This window comes from Streptomyces sp. NPDC043726 (assembly GCF_056436565.1).
Genome location: NZ_JBWKCI010000003.1, coordinates 197,319 through 213,727, shown reverse-complemented (window position 1 = coordinate 213,727; position 16,409 = coordinate 197,319). Strand labels below are relative to the sequence as shown.

The window sequence follows — 16,409 nt, the reverse complement described above, 5'->3', positions numbered from 1 at the left end:
CCCGTCACCGCGGCTCCGGTGGGCGCTGGCGGGGCATGTTCGGTCGGGTCGGGCCTCCCGGGGGCAGGGGGAAGCGGCCCTGGAGCACCGTGCCGTCCTGGCGGGCGCCTCCCGTGACGGCGCCCTGGATGCCCATCGGGGCCGAGCCGGTCCGGAACTCCACCATCCAGTCCGCCGTCTCCGTGCGCACCAGCTCCGTCACGTCCTCCGAGAACCGCCGCAGCACCCCGAGACACCGGTCCGCCGCCTCGCTCGCCGTGCCCTCCGCCGGCCCCAGCACCTCCCGCACGCTCTCCGAGGCCCAGTCGAACTGGAGCACCTGCAGGCGCCGCTGCACCGCCTGCGCCGTGGCCACGTCCCTTATCCACCCGGACGTCACCCCGAAGAACCGGTCCACCCCCACACACGCCACCGCCAGCAGCAGCGCCAGGTAACCCCACGGCGCCACCCCGCCCAGCACCCCGGTCAGATCCAGCAACGGCAGCGCGGCCCCGGACACCGCCCCCAACGCCGCGCCTCCGCGCAGCACCCGGGCCCCGCGCCGCTTCCACACCCGGTCCGCGAGATACCAGGCCGCCGTGTCCAGCGCCCCGCGCTCCACCCACTGGTACAGCTCGTCCAGCCGCACCGCGGGCTCGCCCCAGTCGCCCAGCGGAAACGCCCGCCCCACAAGATCGCCCGGCGGATACTCGGGCTGCATCTCCGGCTGACCCACCCGGCACTCCCTACCTGGTCCCAACCTGCTCCTGGCCGATCACATCCCGTGACGGCTGATGCTCATGTGCGGGACCTTCCTACCGCCCAATGGGTGGCGAAGGGGATGCTTTCACCGCTTTTCCGCTCGGAAGTGGCCCTTGATCAGGTATAGGCCGCACATTCGCCTCACTCGAAAGAGTGCCGGGGCGATGGCTGAGCAGACCACGTAGGCTCGTTCCAGAAGCCATACGACAAGGAGCTGATCGTGATCCCCGGTGGTGGCCAGCCCAACATGCAGCAGCTGCTCCAGCAGGCCCAGAAGATGCAGCAGGACCTGGCGAACGCCCAGGAGGAACTGGCGAGGACCGAGGTCGACGGTCAGTCCGGCGGTGGCCTGGTGAAGGCGACCGTCACCGGCGCCGGCGAACTCCGCGCTCTCAGGATCGACCCGAAGGCGGTCGACCCCGAGGACACCGAGACCCTCGCCGACCTGATCGTCGCGGCCGTCCACGCGGCCAACGAGAACGCCCAGACCCTCCAGCAGCAGAAGCTCGGCCCGCTCGCCCAGGGCCTCGGCGGCGGCATCCCCGGTCTGCCTTTCTGACCTTTCTAAGACAGGCCGCGGCCCTCTACCGTACGTAGTGAAGGGCCGTGGGTACTGAGCACGAGTACCGGGGAACCCCAGGAAGGACGGCAGTCCGTTGTACGAAGGCGTGGTCCAGGACCTGATCGACGAGCTGGGTCGGCTGCCCGGCGTCGGTCCCAAGAGCGCGCAGCGGATCGCCTTCCACATCCTGCAGGCGGAGCCGACGGACGTACGGCGGCTCGCGCAGGCCCTCATGGAGGTCAAGGCGAAGGTCCGCTTCTGCGCGACCTGTGGAAACGTCGCGCAGGAAGAGCTGTGCAACATCTGCCGCGACGCCCGCCGCGACCCGTCGGTGATCTGCGTGGTCGAGGAGCCGAAGGACGTCGTGGCGATCGAGCGCACGCGCGAGTTCCGCGGCCGCTACCACGTGCTCGGCGGCGCGATCAGCCCCATCGAGGGTGTCGGTCCGGACGACCTCCGTATACGAGAACTTCTCGCGCGGTTGGCCGACGGGACAGTGACCGAGCTGATCCTGGCCACGGACCCGAATCTGGAAGGCGAGGCCACGGCCACGTACCTCGCCCGCATGATCAAGCCCATGGGCCTCAAGGTCACCCGCCTGGCCAGCGGCCTCCCGGTGGGTGGCGACCTGGAATACGCGGACGAGGTCACCCTCGGCCGCGCCTTCGAGGGGAGACGACTCCTAGATGTCTGACGCCACGCTGCACGCGACGAACCAGGACCCGGACGACTTCGTGGTCCAGATCGCGGACCAGGTAGAGAGCTTCCTCGTAGCGGTCACCGAGGTGGCCAAGGGCGACGAGCCGGAATCGGCGATCCCCTTCCTCCTCCTGGAGGTCTCGCAGCTCCTGCTGGCCGGCGGCCGTCTCGGCGCGCACGAGGACATCGTCCCCGAGGAGCGCTACGAGCCCGACCTGGGCCCGGAACCGGACGTCGACGAACTCCGCGAGCGCCTGGCCCGCATCCTGGACCCGGTGGACGTGTACTCGGAGGTCTTCGACCCCTACGAGCCCCGCAAGGCGCCCGTCCCCGCCCGGATCTCCGACGACCTGGCGGACGTCATCACCGACCTGCGGCACGGCATGGCCCACTACCGCGCGGGCCGCACCACCGAGGCCCTGTGGTGGTGGCAGTTCTCCTACTTCTCCAACTGGGGCTCCACGGCATCGGCGACCCTGCGCGCCCTGCAGTCCGTCCTCGCCCATGTCCGCCTGAACCAGCCCCTGGAAGAACTCGACGGCCTCGACACGGACCAGTCCGTGGGCGACGACACCCTGGAGTTCGAGGCGGGCAAGGTCATGGCGGAGGAGATCGCGGGCCCGTTGGGGCTGCGGACGGTGAAGTAGTCACAGCCGGGCGGCTCGGCGACCGGTCGACGGCGGCCGGTCGCCGAGCCGTTCTGCGTGCGGTCACCACATGACCGGGAGCCGTTCCGGGATGCGCTTCATGAAGCCGGTTCGCCACACCAGTTGTTCGATGGGTACGGCGAGACGGAGCCTCGGCATGCGGTCCAGGAGGACGTCGAGGGCGACCTCGGCGTGCTTGCGGCCGAGGGCCGTGGCGGGGCAGTAGTGGCGGCCGCCGCCGAAGGAGAGGTGCGCGGCGCTGTTGGGCCGGTCCAGGTCGACGGTGTGCGGGTCGGGGAAGGCGGCCGGGTCGAAGTTGGCGCCCTCGACGAGGACGAGGACCAGCTCGCCCGCCCGTACGTCGACGTCTCCCAGCCGGACGTCCTCCAGGGCCAGCCTCGGCAGGCCGTCCCCGATCGACAGGTTGATGCGCAGCAGTTCCTCCACCGCCGCCGGGATCCTCCCGCGGTCCGCCACCAAGTCGGCCTGCAGCTCGGGGTGTTGGATCAGCGACACCAGGGCCATGCTCAGGAAGCCCGAGGTGGAGATGACCCCCGCGCCGAACATGGTGACCCCGACCGTCGCGAGCATCTCGTCGGTGAGGTGCGCGTATTCGGGGTCCTCGCGCAACGCCGCGAGGTCGGCCATCAGACCGGTCGTCGCCGGGTCGTCGAGCCGCTCGGCCATGTACGCGATGTCCCGGTCCCAGTTGAGCCGGGCGCCCGTGACCGGGCAGGCGGAGTTCATGAACGCGATGTCCAGACTCCGCATCAGCCGGGGCGCGTCCGCCTGCGGGATGCCGAGGAGGTGGCAGTGCATGCCCGCCGAGTAGGGGTCGGCGAAACCGGCCCGCAGGTCCACCGGGGCTCCCGCGCGTTCCAGGTCGTCGACGAGTCGGCCGGCGCAGGACCGCATCCACTCCACGAGCCCCGGGCTCTTCGGATTGAGGGCCTTCAGTACGGCCTTCCGCAGGCCGGCGCCCGTGATGTTCCCCATGTTGTTGACGACCTCGGGCGGGATCGTCAGCGCGTACTGGCGGGGCACGCCCGGGGCCGCGGTGTCCTTGAGACTGAAGCGGGGGTCTTCGAGGACCTGTTTGCACAGGTCGTACGAGGACACCAGCCAGGCTTCGTCGCCCGCGATGGTGCGGACCCGGCGGACCGGGGTGGTCGTGCGCAACTCCTCGACCTCCGAGGGGAGTTGGTCGCCGCGCCAGGAGAAGGGGAAGTCGATCAGGTGGTCAGTGGACATCGGTCGCCTCCTGCGCCGGGGTGACGATCGCGTGGCCCTGGTTGCGCGAGGCACGCAGGCCCGCGCCCGGGGCGTAGAGCAGTTCGGCCATCGGCAGGAGCTGGTGGTAGCAGTTCAGGGAGGACGGGACGCCGAGGACGGCGGGCGTGTCCAGGAAGAGAGGGGCCTCGGCGCAGACGTACGCCATGCAGACCTCGCGCTGGGCCTCGGTGGCGTCCTCCGCCCTGCCGGACAGGAAGGAGCCGACGAGCTGTTCGCAGGTCGTGCGGAACTCCTCGTCGGTGCCGAGCCGGGCCGTGAGGTGCTCGTGCAGGTCGCGGTAGGCGGGGTTGGCGCGGAAGTCCGACATGGCGTGGGCCCTCACCCGGGTGCCGCCGGGGTCCACGGCCCGGACCGCGCCCCGCACCTTGGCGCGGACCCCGCGCAGGTTCTTCACCGCCTTGCGGCGGGCGTCGTCGGCGCTGTAGCCGGACGCCTCGTACATCTCCGCGATGTGCAGATCGGTGTAGACGAAGTCCACCCGGTCGAACAGGGCCATCCCCCAGCGGGCCAGGTCCAGGACCCGCTGCGCGGAGAAATAGCTGTTGCCGGGGGAGACCCCGATGACGGCGTGGTCCCCTGCGTCGCGGATGACCTCGCAGTGCGGGGTGAAGGCGCGGACCTCGAAGAGGCCGGAGGGGGTGACGTGCTGGATCTCTGAGACGGTCGCAGTCGTCAAGGGAAGGAAATCCTTCGCGCGTCGCTAGTCCCGATGGAGCCGTGTGCTCCTGGTGTGGCGACGACGACGCGACGTTAGCGAGCGACTACTCAGAGCGTCAACGGGTGACCTGGCCCACTTTGCGGAGTGTTCACGCGAAGGTGGGGGCAGGGACCGTCTTGGGTGTCCGGGTCTCACCATGTGGCTTCACGATGGCTGATTTCGGGCGCTCGATAGACTGAACAGGCCGCAGCGCATACGTATGCCTGCGGAAAGAGACGGATTGAGCGAGGAGCGCACGTGGGCCTTGTCGTGCAGAAGTACGGAGGCTCCTCCGTAGCCGATGCCGAGGGCATCAAGCGCGTCGCCAAGCGGATCGTGGAAGCGAAGAAGAACGGCCACCAGGTGGTCGTCGTCGTTTCCGCGATGGGCGACACGACGGACGAGCTGATCGATCTCGCCGAGCAGGTGTCACCGATGCCTGCGGGGCGTGAGTTCGACATGCTGCTGACCGCCGGAGAGCGGATCTCCATGGCCCTGCTGGCCATGGCGATCAAAAACCTGGGCCACGAGGCCCAGTCCTTCACCGGCAGCCAGGCAGGCGTCATCACCGACTCGGTCCACAACAAAGCGCGGATCATCGATGTCACGCCGGGCCGGATCCGGCAGTCCCTGGACGCGGGCAACATCGCCATCGTGGCCGGGTTCCAGGGCGTCAGCCAGGACAAGAAGGACATCACCACGCTCGGCCGCGGTGGCAGCGACACCACGGCCGTGGCGCTGGCGGCCGCCCTCGACGCCGAGGTCTGCGAGATCTACACGGACGTCGACGGCGTGTTCACCGCCGACCCGCGGGTGGTGAAGAAGGCGAAGAAGATCGACTGGATCTCCTTCGAGGACATGCTGGAGCTCGCGGCCTCCGGCTCCAAGGTGCTGCTCCACCGGTGTGTGGAGTACGCCCGCCGTTACAACATCCCGATCCATGTGCGGTCCAGCTTCAGCGGACTTCAGGGCACGTGGGTCAGCAGTCAGCCGATTGGGGACCAGAAGGTGGAGCAGGCCATCATCTCCGGTGTCGCGCACGACACCTCCGAGGCCAAGATCACGGTCGTCGGCGTGCCGGACAAGCCGGGCGAGGCCGCCGCGATCTTCCGCACGATCTCGGACGCCGAGATCAACATCGACATGATCGTGCAGAACGTCTCCGCCGCCGCCACCGGGCTGACGGACATCTCCTTCACCCTGCCCAAGGCCGAGGGCCGCAAGGCCATCGACGCCCTGGAGAAGAACAAGGCCGGCATCGGCTTCGACTCGCTGCGCTACGACGACCAGATCGGCAAGATCTCCCTGGTCGGCGCGGGTATGAAGACCAACCCGGGCGTCACGGCGGACTTCTTCACCGCGCTGTCCGACGCGGGCGTGAACATCGAGCTGATCTCGACCTCCGAGATCCGCATCTCGGTGGTCACCCGCGCCGACGACGTCAACGAGGCCGTGCGCGCCGTGCACACCGCCTTCGGCCTCGACTCCGACAGCGACGAGGCGGTCGTGTACGGCGGCACCGGCCGCTGATGCCCGGGTCCCTGCGGCCGACGCTCGCGGTCGTGGGAGCGACCGGAGCCGTCGGCACGGTCATGCTCCAGATCCTGTCCCAGCACGCGGACATCTGGGGCGAGATCCGTCTGATCGCCTCACCGCGCTCGGCCGGCCGCAAGCTGGCCGTGCGCGGCGAGGAGGTCGAGGTGGTGGCCCTGTCGGAGGAGTCCTTCGACGGGGTCGACATCGCCATGTTCGACGTCCCCGACGAGGTGGCCGAGCGCTGGGCGCCGGTGGCCGCGGCCAAGGGCGTGGTCGTCGTCGACAACTCCGGCGCCTTCCGGATGGACCCCGACGTGCCCCTCGTCGTCCCCGAGGTCAACGCGCACGCGGCCCGGATGCGGCCGCGCGGCATCATCGCCAACCCCAACTGCACGACCCTGTCGATGATCGTCGCCCTGGGCGCGCTGCACGCCGAGTTCGGGCTGCGCGAGCTGGTGGTGTCGTCGTACCAGGCGGTGAGCGGCGCGGGCCGGGCGGGCGTGGAGACGCTGCGGCAGCAGCTGGCGCTGGTCGCGGGCACGGAGCTCGGCACCCACCCCGGTGACGTACGGCGGGCCGTCGGCGACAACACCGGGCCGTTCCCGGAGCCGGTCGCGCTGAACGTCGTGCCGTGGGCCGGGTCGCCGCGGGCGGACGGCTGGTCGTCGGAGGAGATGAAGGTGCGGGACGAGTCCCGCAAGATCCTCGGGCTGCCCTCCCTGCCGGTGGCGGTGACCTGTGTGCGGGTCCCCGTGATCACCACGCACTCCCTGACCGTGCACGCCCGCTTCGAGGGCGAGGTCACCGTCGCCCGGGCCCGCGAGATCCTCGCCACGGCCCCTGGGGTCGTGCTGTTCGACAACCCGGAGGCGGGGGAGTTCCCCACGCCCGCCGATGTGGTCGGCACCGATCCGACCTGGGTCGGGCGGGTGCGCCGGGCGCTGGACGACCCGACGGCGCTGGAACTCTTCGTGTGCGGGGACAACCTGCGCAAGGGGGCGGCGCTGAACACCGCGCAGATCGCCGAGCTGGTGGCGGCGGAGTTTGCGTGACGGCGGCCCGTGGCCGGAAAAGCTGGGGGCTCGGGTGGCCGAAGTTTGTAGGATCTGCGTGAAAGATGTGAGCCGGATGATGGTCCGTACCACTTGATCAGGACCTCTTCGGCGTTCGAAGATTTCCTCCCCGCCCTCCGCAACCGTGCGGAGGGCGGGGAGCGTCTTTGCGGTCGCCCTACGGCGGGTGTGATGGACGCGTTTTCAGGCGTGGGGACGCCATGAACAGGGCGTGGGGACGCCCGTTCATATGGGACATAGGGGAAGAGCGGGACGCATGAGTGCATGTGAGGCACCGTCGGTCGTGCTGCCTGACGCAAAAGTGACGTCCGGCACGTACAACCCTCCCGGGGGGAAGCGTGTCCAACAGGCGTGGCAGAGGTACTCGACTTCCATGCGGCGACGCGCGGCACGGCCCTACGGCCCCCGCGCCCTTCCCGCAGACCCCGCATGCCCGGTACGCCCGGCGGCATGCCGGTGATCGCACCCATGCCCGCAGCGCGGCCCGCCCGCATACCCAGTCAGCGTGACGGCTCCGAGGCGCCGTACGCCGAGGAGGCGGCGGCCGCCGGCACCACGGTCGACCACCTCACCGAGACCTATCGCGCCCACTACCGGTCGCTGCTGGGTCTCGCCGCGCTCCTGCTCGACGACACGGCCTCCTGCGAGGACGTCGTCCAGGAGGCGTTCATCCGCGTCCACTCGGCGCGCAAGCGAGTCAGAGACCCGGAGAAGACGCTGGCGTACCTGCGCCAGACGGTGGTGAACCTCTCCCGCTCGGCTCTGCGGCGCCGCATCCTCGGCCTGAAGCTCCTGTCGAAGCCGATGCCGGACATGGCGAGCGCGGAGGAAGGGGCCTACGACCAGCTGGAGCGCGACTCCCTGATCAAGGCCATGAAGGGCTTGCAGCGCCGCCAGCGCGAGGTGCTGGTGCTGCGCTACTTCGCGGACATGACCGAGGCGCAGGTCGCCGAGACGCTCGGCATATCCCTCGGCTCGGTCAAGGCGTACGGCTCGCGCGGCATCGCGGCGCTGCGGGTCGCGATGGAGGCGCCGGCATGAGCGGGGACCACGACGAACGGCGGCGCCGCGACCAGGCGCCGAAGCAATCGCAAGCTGGGAACGGAACTGTGAACCACGGCCCCGACGACCAGGGCCCCACCGGGCACCACCCCGACGACCAGGGTCCGCACGAGGCGACCCCGGCGACCCCTGCCGAGCAGGCCGACGACAGCGAGACCACGCCGGAGGCGAGCGGCCTGGAGCGTCTGCGGGCGCTCGCCCTGGGCCCCGCCGAGGGTGGCCCGCACGGCTCGGGCGGCAGTGGGACGACCACGCCGGAAGCGGACGGCCCGGAGCGCTTGCGGGCGCTCGCCCTGGGGCCGGCCGGTTCGGCCGGGGCTGGCTCCGACGAGCTGGATCTGCGACGGCTGCTGCGGGACGCGGTGCAGGAGATCGAGCCGCGGGACGGCACGCTCGAGCATCTGCGGCGGGCGGTGCCCGCGCGGCGGGCGCGCAAGCGGCAGGCCCTCGTCGGCATGGCGGCGGCCGCGCTGTTCGTCGGTACGGCGGTCCCGGCGCTGGTGCACGTGTCCAACTCCACGGGCCCGGGCGCCAACCCCTCCATGGCGGGCCACGGCACCCAGGCACAGGGCGGCGCCAGTCAGGGCGTGGACCCCGACGGCGGCTCCGGCTCGGTCGGCGGGTCCTCGGGCACGAACGAGGACCCGGACAAGGAGAGCGAGCAGAAGGAGAACGAGGGCAAGGGCGACGGCGGCAGCACCGGCCCGGGCGGCAGTGCGGACCCGTCGGCGACGACGGAGACGGGCGCGGCCGTCTGTACGGCGGAACAGCTGGCGGTCGCCGCCTCGGGCGCGGACGCGCCGGACGCGGTCGGCACGGTCTACGGCACGTTCCGCTTCACCAACTCCTCCCTGAACGCCTGCACGGTCACGAGCCCGGGCTCGCTCAGCGCGCTGGCCGGCGGCGCGGCGGACCCGACGAAGATCTCCACGGCCCGCCACATCTCCGGCGACCCGGCGACGGCCCTGCCCGACCCGTCCGTGGAACTGACGTCCCTGCTGCTCCAGCCGGGATCCGCGTACGAGGTGAAGTTCGCCTGGGTCCCCTCGGAGACCTGCCCCTCGACCGGCGAGAACTCCGGTGGCACGACGGGCGACCCCGGCGACCCGACCCCCGACCCCACCCCGACGGACAGTTCCACCACGACGGAGGGCACCTCCACCGGCGGCGACACCGGCACGTCCACCCAGCTCCTCAGGGCGGACGGCAGCACGGACGGCACGGTCACGGTGTCCAACACCGCGGCTCCGGCGGCTCCCACGGCCCAGACCACGATCTCGGGCGCCTGCGCGGGGACGGTCTACTGGACCGGGGTACTGGCGGGGGCGTGAGCGGGACGCGGGGGCGCCCCCTACGGCCGTCGCTCAGGCGGTGACCCGCTCCTCCTCGGCCTCCCGCTCCACCAGCCCCAGCTCCGCGTCGCGCAGGAACTCCACCTCGCGCCGCAGCAGCCGGAACCACATGAAGACGACGAACCCGGCGAAGACGAACCACTCCCCGGTGTAGCCGAGGTTCTGGAAGGCCTTCAGATCCAGCCCCGAACCCTGGGCCGTGCCGGCCGGCACGGCCCGCATGTCCCCGTCCCCGTCGTTCAGGGTCACCCACGCGTCGTACACGTCGTACGGCACGAGGTTCACCAAGGAAGCCGCGCTGATCGCCCCGGTCTGCCCCGAGGGCAGCCCCCCTTGGCCCGGCACCCCGTTCTCGCCGGGCTGCTCGGACGCCTGGAGCGCCCCCGTGACCGTGACCTCACCGGTCGGCGCGGCCGGCACCTTCGAGGGATCCGCGTCCCCGGGCAGCCATCCCCGGACCACCGGCAGGGCCTCCCCGCCGTCGGTCCGCAGCAGCGTGAGGACGTAGAACCCCCGCCGCTCGTCGAGCTCCCGGTCCGGCACCAGCAACTGCTTGCCGTAGCGCCCGGTGGCCGTGACCTGCTTCCCCACGGTCGCCTTGTTAACCGGCAGCAGTTCCGCCACCGGCCGCGCGGCCTCCCGCTTGTCGGACGCGGCCCGCGCCTCGGCGCCCTGGTGGTCGTCCACCCGCTCCTCGAACCGGCTCAGCTGCCATGACCCCATGAAGACGCAGAAGGGGATGGCGAGCAGCACGAAGACGTTGATCCCCCACCAACGGGGCGTCAGCAGAAACCGGTACACGCCACCACGGTACGGGCACCCCGATGGCACCGGGCCCGCGGGGTCAGGGGGAAGTTGTCCACAGGCTGAGGGCCGGGCCAGCGCATTGTCGGCTCAGGCAGGCACTATGGGGCCATGACTGAGAGCAACGGGTCCGCCGCGCCGGATCAGCAGAAGCAGAGCCGGGAGCTGCCGGACTGGGAGAAGCGCTTCCGGGCGCCGCGGGTGTCACTGCCTGACTGGGCGGAGGACGCCCCGGACCGCTCCCTGTTCGTGTCGAACGCGACGGGGACGTACGAGCTGTACGCCTGGGACCGCGCCACCGGCGAGCAGCGCCAGGTGACGGACCGGCCGAACGGCACGACGGACGGCGTGCTCTCGCCGGACGGCGCCTGGATCTGGTGGTTCGACGACAAGGACGGCGACGAGTTCGGCGTCTGGCGCCGCCAGCCCTTCGCGGGCGGCGAGGACGAGCTGGCGGCCCCGGGCCTGGACCCCTCCTATCCCGCGGGCCTGGCCCTGGGCCGCGACGGCCGTACGGCGATCGTGGGCCGCTCCACGGACGAGGAGGGCACGACGATCCATCTCGCCCGCCTCGGCGAGCCCCCGGCCGAGCTCTACCGGCACCGCGAGTCCGCGGGCGTCGGCGATCTCTCCCACGACGGTTCGCTGATCGCCGTCGAGCACACCGAGCACGGCGACGCCATGCACTCCGCGCTGCGGGTGCTGCGCCCGGACGGCTCGGCGGTGGCCGAGCTGGACGACACCAAGGGCGGCACCGTCGAGCTGGGCCTGGAGGTGCTGGGCTTCGCCCCGGTCGACGGCGACAGCCGTCTCCTGGTCGGCCACCAGCGCCGTGGCCGCTGGGAGCCGCTGGTCTGGGACGTCGTCACGGGCGAGGAGACGGACCTGGCCTTGGAGCTGCCGGGCGACGTCAGCGCCGAGTGGTACCCGGACGGCTCGGGCCTGCTGGTCGCGCACAGCCACGAGGCGCGCAGCGAGCTCTTCCGCTACGACCTCACCACCCATGAGCTGACCGGGATCCCCACCCCGCAGGGCACTGTCTCTGGTGCGACGGCCCGTCCCGACGGCACGGTCGAGTTCCTGTGGTCCTCGGCCGCCGAGCCGTCGACGGTCCGCTCGACGACGGGCAAGGTCGTCCTGGACCCTCCGGGCATGAAGTCCCCGGGTTCGGTCCCGGTGGAGGACGTCTGGGTGGAGGGCCCCGGCGGCCGGATCCACGCCCTGATCCAGAAGCCGGCGGGCGCCACCGGGCCGCTCCCCACGGTCTTCGACATCCACGGCGGCCCGACCTGGCACGACAGCGACGCCTTCGCGGCGGGCCCGGCGGCCTGGGTGGACCACGGCTACGCGGTCGTCCGGGTCAACTACCGGGGCTCGACGGGTTACGGCCGGGCCTGGACGGACGCCCTGAAGCACCGGGTGGGCCTGATCGAGCTGGAGGACATCGCGGCGGTGCGGGAATGGGCGGTCGAGTCCGGCCTCGCCGACCCCGCCCGGCTGATCCTCACCGGCGGCTCCTGGGGCGGCTACCTCACGCTCCTGGGCCTGGGCACCCAGCCCGACGCGTGGACGCTGGGCATCGCGGCGGTGCCGGTGGCGGACTACGTCACGGCGTACCACGACGAGATGGAGGCGCTGAAGGCGATGGACCGCACGCTGCTGGGCGGCACGCCGGAGGAGGTCCCGGAGCGCTTCGAGGCGTCGTCGCCGCTCACGTACGTGGACGCGGTCAAGGCGCCCGTCTACATCTCGGCGGGTGTGAACGACCCCCGCTGCCCCATCCGCCAGATCGACAACTACGTCAAGCGTCTGGAGGCCAGGGGGGCGGTCCACGAGGTCTACCGCTACGACGCCGGTCACGGTTCGCTGGTCGTGGACGAGCGGATCAAGCAGGTGAGACTGGAGCTGGACTTCGCTGAGCGGCATCTGGCGAAGGGCTAGAGGGAGAAGGGCTGCAAGGGAACTGGAAGGGAAAGGGGGGTACGTCCGGCCGTACCCCCCTCATGCCCCCGCCGGCTCCCGGCGCCTGCGCCCCAGCAGCTCCGCGAACCCTCTCCGCGTGGCGGCCAGCACCACTCTGTCCTCGGCCCGCAGGACGTACGTGTCGGGCAGGTCCCACACCAGCCCCGCCGCGTCCGTGCCCGCCGCGTCCTCCGTGGCCGCCGCCGTGTCCAGCGCCAGCACCCGCCAGGCCCCCGCCCGGAAGGCCTCTCCCACCGTCCGCCCGACCAGTTCCGCATGCCCGCCGACCTCGACTGACGCGAACAGCAGCACCCGCCGCTCGACCGGGATCGCCCCCAGGATCTGCCGCCCGAGCATCGCCCCGGCGAAGGCCGGCGCGGCCAGGTGGGTCACGCTCCGGCTCCGGGTCGAGGCGTGCGGATGTGCCGCGCGCAGCGTCCGGTACACCGCCGTCGCGAAGTCGTCGTCGTAGAGGCGGAGCACGACCCGCAGGTCGGGGCGGACGGACCGGGCCGCCAGTACGGCCTCCAGGTTCGTCGTGTCACTGCTCGTCACCGCGAGCAGCGCGTTCGCGCGATGGATCTTGGCGGCCTCCAGCACGCCCTCCTGCGTCACGTCCCCCAGCACCACCGGCACCCGCAGCCGCCGGGCCGTTGCCATCCCGCGCGCCTCCGGGTCCGACTCGACGCACACCACCGGGATGTGCAGCTCGCGCAGCCGGGTCAGCACCCGCGTCCCGATCTTCCCGAGCCCGAGCAGCACCACATGCCCACCGAGCCCCCGAGGCGGCTTGCGCAGGGCGGAGGCGGTGCGGAAGGTGCCCAGCGCCTCCAGCACGGCGGCCAGCAGCACCGGCAGCAACAGCAGACCGAGCAGCCCGGAGAGGAGTTGCAGCACCTGCCGGCCCGTGGACTCGTTCAGCGCGGGCTCGTTGATCGCGAAGAGGTCGAGGAGGGTCTCGTAGGTGGCGTGCAGCGGGTGGTCGTCCGTGACCACCGTCAGCGCCACCGCCAGGGCGAGGACACAGCCCACCAGACCCGCCAGCGACCACCGCAGCCGCCGCGAGAACAGCGACGCGAACGCCGGTACGACACCCCGCCCGCCCGACATGGAGGGCCCGGAGTACGACACCTGCTCCAGGACGACGGCTCCCCGCCCCCGCGCCTCCCGCACCGCCGTTTCGTCGGGCAGCAACCGCGGCTCCTGCTCCCCGTCGGTCCCCGGGGAGGACAGCAGTGCCAGCGTGGCGAGTCCGGGTGCCGCCACCTGTCCGGGTCCGGCGGGCTGGCGTTCCACCGCCCGCAGTAGCAGGCCGTCGGTCTGGACGACCTTGCTGGTGCCGACGAGCGCGGTGGCGACCAGCGCGGGAGCGGCGGTGTCGGCGTCGGACAGCACGGTGGTGGAGGCGTCCGTCACCCCGTCGCCCGTGGCCAACGCGGCCGCCTGGTCGAGGAGTTCCTCGATGTGCTGCCCGAGCCGCCGGTTGTAGAGCCGCAGGACCAGGCGGAGACGGGGATTGAGGCGCCGGGCCGTCAGGGCCGCGCGGATGTTGGCCTCGTCGTCGTCATACACGAGCGCGAGTGCGGCGGCCCGCTCGACGCCCGCGTCCGCCAGCACGGCCTCGGTGAGCTCGGCGGCCTCGACCACGCGCTCGGTGTCGGGCTGCGACGGTGTGCCGTTGCCCCCGGCCCGGCCGACGGCGGCACTGACCATCCGGTCGAGCAGCGCGGCGGAAGCCGCCCGGGCCCGTCCGACCACCGGCGGCAGTAACCCCCGTTCGGCGGGCGGCACGACGAGCGTGACCTGTTCGCCGTAGACGACCCGGAGTTCGGCGGCGAGCCGGTGCGCGAGCCCGTCGTCGCCGCACACCACCATGTGCGCCGGTGGTGCACCACCCGGCTGACCCTGACTCGGTACGCTCCCCACGAGGGGAAAGACTGCCTCACCGGGACGGGTGGTTCCAGCAAGGATCTGAACAATGGGCGCCAACTCCCCGTAAGAAAGGGGAGGAAGACCGCACAGAGCGCACCGGAGGGACGCGACCACCCGTGGCGACCATCACCCGAACCCGGCCCCCCGACCAGCGGGACGACGACCGCCACACCCGCACCCCGCTCACCTTCATCACGCTGCTCGTCCTCGCCGTGCTGCTGCAGAACCCGCTGCGCGGGGCGCTGTCGTCACCGGTGATGCAGAGCTGGACGACGGTGTTCGTGGCCGTGGTGATCCAGGCGCTGCCCTTCCTCGTGCTGGGCGTTCTCCTCTCGGCGGCGATCGCGGTGTTCGTGCCCCCGTCGTTCTTCGCCCGCGCCCTGCCCTCGCGTCCCGCCCTCGCGGTGCCGGTGGCGGGCGCCGCGGGCGCGGTCCTGCCGGGCTGCGAGTGCGCGTCCGTGCCGGTGGCCGGGGCGCTGGTCCGCCGGGGCGTGACCCCGGCCGCCGCGCTGGCCTTCCTGCTCTCCGCGCCCGCGATCAACCCGATCGTGCTGACCTCGACGGCGGTGGCGTTCCCCGGCAACCCCGAGATGGTCCTGGCCCGGCTGGTCGCGAGTCTGCTGGTGGCCTGCGCGATGGGCTGGCTCTGGCTGCGCCTCGGCCGCACCGACTGGCTGCGCCCGCCGTCGCGTCCGTCCCACGACGGCCGGAGCAGGGGCGCCGCGTTCTGGTCCTCGGTCCGGCACGACGTGATGCACGCCGGGGGCTTCCTGGTGGTCGGCGCGATGGCGGCGGCGACCCTGAAGTCGGCGGTCCCGGAGAACTGGCTGCGCGAGGTCGCGGCCAGCCCGGTGCTGGCGATCCTCTCCCTGGCCTGCCTCGCCGTACTGCTGTCGATCTGCTCGGAGGCGGACGCGTTCGTGGCCGCGTCGCTGACCCACTTCTCCCTGACGGCCCGGCTCACCTTCCTGGTGGTGGGCCCGATGATCGACCTGAAGCTGTTCGCGATGCAGGCGGGCACCTTCGGCCGCGCCTTCGCGCTGCGTTTCGCCCCGGCGACCTTCGTGGTGGCGGTGGCGGTCTCCGCGCTGACCGGGGCGGTGCTCCTGTGACGCGGCAGGCGCAGGCGGCGCTCCTGTTCCTGCTGGGCGCGGCCCTGCTGCACGCCGGGACGACCGACCTCTACCTGCGGTACGTCAAGTCAGGGCTGCGTCCGCTGCTGTTGCTGTCGGCGGTGGTCCTGATCGTCGCTGCGCTGGCGACGGTCTGGTACGAGCGCCGGGCCCCCGCCCACGCCGACCACCCCGAGCCCCGCATCAGCTGGCTCCTGGCCCTGCCCCTCCTCGCCCTGATCCTGGTCGCCCCGCCGGCTCTGGGCTCCTACAGCGCCGTACGCGCCGGGACGGCCCTGCAGAAGCCGTACGGCTACGCCGAGTTGCCGCCCACCGGCACCCTGCGTCTGGCCGTGGCCGACTACGCGGCCCGAGCGGTCTACGACCACGGCCGCACCCTGAAGGGCCGCCGGCTGGAGATCACGGGATTCGTGGCCACGGGCTCCTCCGGCACCCCGTACCTGGTCCGGATGACCCTGAACTGCTGTGCGGCGGACGCCCAGCCGGTCAAGATCGCCCTGACGGGAGAGGTCCCGCCCGTCCTCCGCCCGGACACCTGGCTCCGGGTGACCGGCACCTACACCCCCCGCACCACCGAGGACCCGGTGAACGGCGCCCCCGTCCCGTACCTGGAGGTGACGGAGGCGGTTCCGGTGCGGGCCCCGCAGGACCCGTACGACGAGACCTGGAACAGCTGACTCAGGAGCCGGACTCGGCGAGGGTGTGGGCGACCAGGGCGTTGGCGTGGCCGTGGCCCAGACCGTGCTCGGACTTGAGCCAGTTGACGAGCTCCATGTGCTTGGTGAGCGGGGAGTTCCGGATCAGGTCCTTCCACTCCGCGATCGGACGGCCGTACTTCTTCTCGATGGAGGGGAAGTAGCTGGCGGGGCCCTTGACGGCGGGGGTGGTCATGTCGGTCGTCTCCTGTCGTGGTGCG

At 71.8% G+C, this 16,409-nt stretch carries 16 protein-coding genes; 10 read left to right on the top strand and 6 right to left on the bottom strand.

Features of this window, described 5'->3' with window-relative positions:
- Positions 1–4: 4 nt before the first annotated feature.
- Complete coding sequence (locus tag AC068Z_RS09945) at positions 5–715, bottom strand: SLATT domain-containing protein (RefSeq protein ID WP_478554099.1); 711 nt, start codon at positions 713–715, stop codon at positions 5–7.
- A 246-nt stretch (positions 716–961) separates the two neighbouring features.
- Here AC068Z_RS09945 and AC068Z_RS09940 point away from each other — a divergent pair, with 246 nt between their 5' ends.
- The 3 genes from AC068Z_RS09940 (at position 962) to AC068Z_RS09930 (ending at position 2,649) form a co-directional block, all read left to right on the top strand.
- Positions 962–1,300, top strand: coding sequence for a YbaB/EbfC family nucleoid-associated protein (locus AC068Z_RS09940; RefSeq protein WP_478554098.1), 339 nt, complete (start codon positions 962–964; stop codon positions 1,298–1,300).
- Positions 1,301–1,397: 97 nt separating this feature from the next.
- Positions 1,398–1,997 carry a recombination mediator RecR gene (recR, locus tag AC068Z_RS09935; protein WP_361275583.1) on the top strand — a complete coding sequence of 200 codons (600 nt, stop codon included), beginning with the start codon at positions 1,398–1,400 and terminating at the stop codon, positions 1,995–1,997.
- On the top strand, positions 1,990–2,649 hold the full coding sequence (locus tag AC068Z_RS09930) for a DUF5063 domain-containing protein (protein ID WP_478554097.1): 660 nt from the start codon (positions 1,990–1,992) through the stop codon (positions 2,647–2,649). Before recR ends, AC068Z_RS09930 begins: the two co-directional genes overlap by 8 nt.
- A gap of 63 nt (positions 2,650–2,712) precedes the next feature.
- Here the strand turns inward: AC068Z_RS09930 and AC068Z_RS09925 are convergent, their stop codons facing one another.
- Positions 2,713–3,900 carry a cytochrome P450 gene (locus AC068Z_RS09925; protein ID WP_478554096.1) on the bottom strand — a complete coding sequence of 396 codons (1,188 nt, stop codon included), beginning with the start codon at positions 3,898–3,900 and terminating at the stop codon, positions 2,713–2,715.
- On the bottom strand, positions 3,890–4,618 hold the full coding sequence (locus AC068Z_RS09920) for a cyclodityrosine synthase (RefSeq protein ID WP_478554095.1): 729 nt from the start codon (positions 4,616–4,618) through the stop codon (positions 3,890–3,892). The genes AC068Z_RS09925 and AC068Z_RS09920 overlap by 11 nt, the downstream gene beginning before the upstream one ends.
- Positions 4,619–4,897: 279 nt before the next feature.
- On the opposite strand from AC068Z_RS09920, the gene AC068Z_RS09915 reads away from it, so the two are divergent.
- From AC068Z_RS09915 to AC068Z_RS09900, 4 genes are all read left to right on the top strand, one after another.
- On the top strand, positions 4,898–6,169 hold the full coding sequence (locus tag AC068Z_RS09915; RefSeq protein ID WP_478554094.1) for an aspartate kinase: 1,272 nt from the start codon (positions 4,898–4,900) through the stop codon (positions 6,167–6,169).
- Entirely contained in the window at positions 6,169–7,227 is a 1,059-nt protein-coding gene (locus AC068Z_RS09910; protein WP_478554093.1) for an aspartate-semialdehyde dehydrogenase, read from the top strand. Before AC068Z_RS09915 ends, AC068Z_RS09910 begins: the two co-directional genes overlap by 1 nt.
- A 450-nt stretch (positions 7,228–7,677) precedes the next feature.
- Positions 7,678–8,289, top strand: coding sequence for a SigE family RNA polymerase sigma factor (locus AC068Z_RS09905; protein ID WP_451730016.1), 612 nt, complete (start codon positions 7,678–7,680; stop codon positions 8,287–8,289).
- Positions 8,290–8,357: 68 nt separating this feature from the next.
- Entirely contained in the window at positions 8,358–9,641 is a 1,284-nt protein-coding gene (locus AC068Z_RS09900; RefSeq protein ID WP_478554092.1) for a hypothetical protein, read from the top strand.
- Between the two features lie 33 nt (positions 9,642–9,674).
- On the opposite strand, the gene AC068Z_RS09895 is transcribed toward AC068Z_RS09900, so the two are convergent.
- Complete coding sequence (locus AC068Z_RS09895) at positions 9,675–10,463, bottom strand: SURF1 family protein (protein ID WP_478554091.1); 789 nt, start codon at positions 10,461–10,463, stop codon at positions 9,675–9,677.
- Positions 10,464–10,577: 114 nt separating this feature from the next.
- Between AC068Z_RS09895 and AC068Z_RS09890 the strand changes: the two genes are divergently transcribed.
- Positions 10,578–12,407 (top strand): S9 family peptidase, encoded by a 1,830-nt coding sequence (locus AC068Z_RS09890; RefSeq protein ID WP_478554090.1) that lies wholly within the window; start codon positions 10,578–10,580, stop codon positions 12,405–12,407.
- A gap of 60 nt (positions 12,408–12,467) precedes the next feature.
- Here the strand turns inward: AC068Z_RS09890 and AC068Z_RS09885 are convergent, their stop codons facing one another.
- On the bottom strand, positions 12,468–14,303 hold the full coding sequence (locus tag AC068Z_RS09885) for an NAD-binding protein (RefSeq protein ID WP_478554088.1): 1,836 nt from the start codon (positions 14,301–14,303) through the stop codon (positions 12,468–12,470).
- Between the two features lie 173 nt (positions 14,304–14,476).
- Here AC068Z_RS09885 and AC068Z_RS09880 point away from each other — a divergent pair, with 173 nt between their 5' ends.
- Together AC068Z_RS09880 and AC068Z_RS09875 are read left to right on the top strand one after the other, a co-directional pair.
- Positions 14,477–15,472: a permease gene (locus AC068Z_RS09880; RefSeq protein ID WP_478554086.1), complete on the top strand. Its 996-nt coding sequence runs from the start codon at positions 14,477–14,479 to the stop codon at positions 15,470–15,472.
- A complete protein-coding gene (locus tag AC068Z_RS09875; RefSeq protein WP_478554084.1) occupies positions 15,469–16,170 on the top strand; it encodes a TIGR03943 family putative permease subunit in 702 nt (233 codons plus the stop codon). Before AC068Z_RS09880 ends, AC068Z_RS09875 begins: the two co-directional genes overlap by 4 nt.
- A gap of 1 nt (position 16,171) precedes the next feature.
- Here AC068Z_RS09875 and AC068Z_RS09870 read toward each other — a convergent pair whose 3' ends face one another.
- A complete protein-coding gene (locus tag AC068Z_RS09870; RefSeq protein WP_478554082.1) occupies positions 16,172–16,384 on the bottom strand; it encodes a DUF4287 domain-containing protein in 213 nt (70 codons plus the stop codon).
- Positions 16,385–16,409: the final 25 nt, after the last annotated feature.

What these genes read in the sequence shown, in the direction of transcription:
- AC068Z_RS09930 (WP_478554097.1), top strand. Translation starts at nt 1,990, where the DNA reads ATGTCTGACGCCACGCTGCACGCGACGAACCAGGACCCGGACGACTTC.
- AC068Z_RS09925 (WP_478554096.1), bottom strand. Translation starts at nt 3,900, where the DNA reads ATGTCCACTGACCACCTGATCGACTTCCCCTTCTCCTGGCGCGGCGAC.
- AC068Z_RS09910 (WP_478554093.1), top strand. Translation starts at nt 6,169, where the DNA reads ATGCCCGGGTCCCTGCGGCCGACGCTCGCGGTCGTGGGAGCGACCGGA.
- AC068Z_RS09905 (WP_451730016.1), top strand. Translation starts at nt 7,678, where the DNA reads ATGCCCGGTACGCCCGGCGGCATGCCGGTGATCGCACCCATGCCCGCA.
- AC068Z_RS09890 (WP_478554090.1), top strand. Translation starts at nt 10,578, where the DNA reads ATGACTGAGAGCAACGGGTCCGCCGCGCCGGATCAGCAGAAGCAGAGC.
- AC068Z_RS09885 (WP_478554088.1), bottom strand. Translation starts at nt 14,303, where the DNA reads ATGGTGGTGTGCGGCGACGACGGGCTCGCGCACCGGCTCGCCGCCGAA.
- AC068Z_RS09870 (WP_478554082.1), bottom strand. Translation starts at nt 16,384, where the DNA reads ATGACCACCCCCGCCGTCAAGGGCCCCGCCAGCTACTTCCCCTCCATC.